Genomic DNA, 3,992 nt, shown 5'->3' with positions numbered 1-3,992 from the left:
ATTCGGGGTCGGCCGGGTCTGCTCGCGGTTCGGTTCCGCGGCCGTGACCGGGGGGACGCCGTTGCTGGCGTCGGCCGTCTCCCTGGGGGAGAGCCGCTGGGTGAGCAGGCGGACGAGCTCGCCGGCGGAGGGCCGGTGCCCGGGGTTCTTCGTCAGGGCGCGGCGAACGGGACCGAGCAGCCGCTCGGGCACGCCGTCGAGCTCCGGCTCGGTCGAGCTGATGTGCAGTGCCACGATCTCCGGCGCCTCGCCGCGGAAGGGACGTCGCCCAGTCGCGGCGAAGACCACGCAGCATCCCCAGGCGAAGACGTCCGCGGCCGATCCCGCCTGCTGGCCGTTGATCTGCTCGGGGGCCATCCAGGCCACGGTCCCGACGAGTTCGCCCGCCTGGGTGTAGCCGGTGTAGTCGGCCGACCGGGCCACCCCGAAGTCGATGACCTTGGGACTGGCCCAGGACATCACGATGTTCGCCGGTTTGAGGTCGCGATGCACCACGCCGGCGGTGTGGATCGCCTCGAGGGCCGTGGCGAGACCGATCGCGAGCCCATCCAGAGAGCGGCCCGTGAGCGGGCCGCTCTCCTGGACGGCGGCGTGCAGGGTGGGGCCCGCCACGTATTCGGTCGCGAGCCAGGGCTTCGGCCCGTCCACCTCGGCCCTGATCACCCGGGCGACGGTGTCGGCCTGCACGTCCCGGGCAGCCGAGACCTCGGAACGGAAGCGGGCACGGCACTCGGGGTCACTGGCATGCACCTCGTGCGGCACCTTTACCGCGACGGGCTGGTCGTCCGGCCCGAATCCCAGGTAAACAACGCCCATGCCGCCGGCGCCGATGCGATTGTGCAGGCGATAGGGCCCTATCACCCGCGGGTCGGTGTCGTTCAGTGGTCTTAGCACGGCTGGTCCTCGAGCGTCCCTGTCCCCGGCAGCACTGTCCCCGGCGGCGCTGCCTTTGGCGGCGCTGTCACGTTGGTGGCGCTGTCACGTCGCACCACAGCCCGGTGGGCGTCGGAATCTCTGAACGTAGTATTCCGTGGCGGCCCGATGCAACGGTATATAGCAGAAAAGCGGTCCTTCGTAGACGGACAGCGCGTCCGGGACCGTCCGTCCCCCGGGGTTGTCGCCCCACAGCGCCTCTGCGTAGTCCTGCGGATCCCGGAACAGTTCGGCGGTCGCCCGCCTGACCAGTACCGGATCGGCGTCCGCATGGGCGAGCAGGCCGTTGGGGATTGTGACGGTCCGGACCGGCGGGATCTCCCGGTAGTCGTCGGGCCCGAGGCTTCCGGTGCCGAAGACCGGCCCGGCGAAGAAGTGCCCGCGGGACCGGTAGAACTGGTCCCAGTCGGCGGTGATGCCGTCCTGGTAGCTGGACAGGTCGAGCAGGCGCAGCCGGGCGCCACCGGCGATGGCGTTCTTGATCTGCCGGGTTCCGGCTTCGCCCGCCCAGACCACCGCGTCCACCTTCCCGGCGGACAGGCGGCGCAGGGCCTCGTCGATGGAGGATTCGTCCAGCTCGCCGCGGCAGTCCTCGGACAGGGCCACCCGCAGGAGCACCTCGCTGATCTGCCGGACCCCCGATCCCGGCCGGCCGGCGGCGATGGGTCGATGGCAGAGATCGGCGAAGCGGGTGATGTCGACGTCATCCGACCTGCTGGTGGGGCCGCGCACGATCACGTGCAGCAGGTCCTGATGGATGGGGCCGAGGGTGCGCAGACCCGCCACCGGGTGGCCACCGCGGTTCGGATCGAACTGGTTGACCCCCTCCGCCGCGTCGACCGTCGTGTTGAGCTGCGCGATCGCCAACCCGCAGACGCGGCTGTCGGGTGATTCCAGGTCATAGATGTTCTCCGTGGAACCCGCTGTTTCCACGACGTCCACGTCGAAGTGTTCCGGGGCGGCTTGCAACCGGGTCCGCAGTACCCGGGCAAACTGATTATAGGGTGACCCGACGTTGCCGGTGAAGATCTGTACCGAAGCACAGGCGGATCGGCCCGCCGGCGGCCAGGCGGCCGCCCTGGAACGATCGGACGTGGCAACGACCGAAGTGACGACGGCGACGGCGAGAACCACACCGATCACCACGGTGAGGCGTTGCCGTCGGGTCAGCCTTTCCGGCCGGGACCCGGCCGGTTGGTCCGTCGACACCGCGCATCCTCCGCTCTGGGATGTGGATCACTGACGACCATGGTCGCGGAATGCGGGAAATCGTAGAGGAATCGGCAGAGCAGGTTCACGGCCGGGGTGCGGTGGTAAAGCGCCCGGCTGCCAGCTTCTCGGAAACGCTTCCGGGGTGCGATTCCCTGCGGGCCTTCGGGCTTGTCCGGTGGACGACACGGGGTCACCGGTGGCGAGGTCAACGTCCGGCTTCCCGGCCTGGGAGCCACAGGTCGACTCCGCCGACGCGGCGGGGAGCCACGCCGACGAGTTCGCGCAGCAGCGTGCGTAGCTCGGCGGTCCGTCGCGCCGGTCCCAGCACGACGGCGTCCGGGGCCAGCCGTTTGTAGGCCGCCCGGAGCCGCGGCGATCCCGACATGGCAGCGGCGGTCGTCGCGCCGTTGTCGATGTCGATGAGGGCGGACGTCAGCGCGTCCGGCGGGCTGTGCAACGCCGCCCGGCCGTCGGGCCCGGGGACGGTGCAGTAGCAGCCGGGGATGACGAACCGGAAGTTCGCCCTGGCTTGCCACAGCATGGCCTCGGCGTTCTGGGGATGGGGAAAGGGGACGACGAGTGCGGTGGCACCCTCCGGAATCAGGGTCACCCCGTCACCAGTGAAGAACGCGGGCGTCGTCATCGACGTGGTGAGCATCGGGGCGGGGACGAGTGCCACCAGGGCAGAGAGTGTCAGCACGCCGGCTCCCACCCGGACGGTCCTGGTCCGGGCCCGAGCGGGGATCCCCCGTCCGGGGTCCAGGTCGGCGGGCGCCGTCCGGTTCGACGGCAGCCGGTCGAGCCCGGTCGCCACCACGATGGCCGCGCACATCATCACGTATAACGCCAGGCGGGAGGGCAACGCGTTCCCGAGCACCGGCACGTGCTGAAGGGGCAGCCACGGGAGGGGAACGCCGGTGTCCCGGCCGTCGACATGCAGGTGACCGCCGAGGGAGAGCACGGCCATGACCACGCCGAGGGGAGCGAACACCCCGACCAGCGGAGGCCGGCGCGCACCACCCGTCGTGACGACGACCATGACGACCACGATGATCAGGACGATCAGTGGAGCGCCCAGATAACCGCTGACCTCGACCGCGTTCCCCGTGAAACCGAGGCTGTGGCGCAGCGCGTCGTCCGGGGCGACGGCCTGCATCGGCGTCGGCGTGACGAAGGTCAGCAGATCCGTCACGGCGATTCCATCGGGTTGGATCGAGCCGTGGATCCGCTGGGCACCCAGGAACTGGGTGCCCAGCGGCCAGGCGAGCGCGGCCGCGGCGACTCCGCCGGCCGTGGCGAGGCCGGTCAGGGCCGGTCGTAGCCGCGATCGGATCCGATCGCGATGATGTACGGCGAGGATCACAAGACCGAACGTGGCTGCCAGCGCGGATGTGGCGAGCAGCTCCTCGCCGATCAGCGCCTGGGCGGTGATCGCCAGACCGAGCAGGACGCCGGTGCGCCGCGGCCCCCGCCCGCGGACCACGAGATCGTCGAGGAGTAGCAGGAGAACCGGCGGGAACGGTGCGAAGGTCAGATGCAGATGACCGTAGGACGCGCCGATCATGTACGGTCCGAAGCCGTACAGCAGGCCGGCCAGCGCCGCCGGTCCCGGGCGTACCCATCGGCGCAGCACCCAGAACAGGGCGAATCCGCTGATCACGGGCGCCAGGGTCAGCAGCACCGTCAGCGTGGTCACGGGGCCGCCCAGCAGCGTGATCGGTGCGGCCAGCGCGCCCAGTAGGAGCACGGGTGTGCTCCACAGGACGTCGGCCCCGTCGGGGACGTTGATGTGGTGCGTCAGGAACGGGTTGAGCCCGTCGGCGAGCGCGTGCGGCGTCTAGCTCTGT

The 3,992-nt window shown here is 70.5% G+C and carries 3 protein-coding genes; all 3 read right to left on the bottom strand.

The window, feature by feature from the left end; genetic code table 11:
• Positions 1 to 894, bottom strand: an 894-nt coding sequence (locus tag ACY5KJ_RS18400) for a serine/threonine-protein kinase (protein ID WP_462203946.1), incomplete at its 3' end; no start/stop codon positions are given.
• 84 nt (positions 895 to 978) lie between these two features.
• On the bottom strand, positions 979 to 2,142 hold the full coding sequence (locus tag ACY5KJ_RS18395) for a TAXI family TRAP transporter solute-binding subunit (protein WP_462188666.1): 1,164 nt from the start codon (positions 2,140 to 2,142) through the stop codon (positions 979 to 981).
• A gap of 208 nt (positions 2,143 to 2,350) precedes the next feature.
• Complete coding sequence (locus ACY5KJ_RS18390; RefSeq protein ID WP_462188665.1) at positions 2,351 to 3,892, bottom strand: hypothetical protein; 1,542 nt, start codon at positions 3,890 to 3,892, stop codon at positions 2,351 to 2,353.
• Between the last annotated feature and the right edge of the window lie 100 nt (positions 3,893 to 3,992).

The organism is Frankia sp. CcWB3, assembly GCF_977927595.1.
This window is presented reverse-complemented; position numbering and strand designations above follow the sequence as displayed.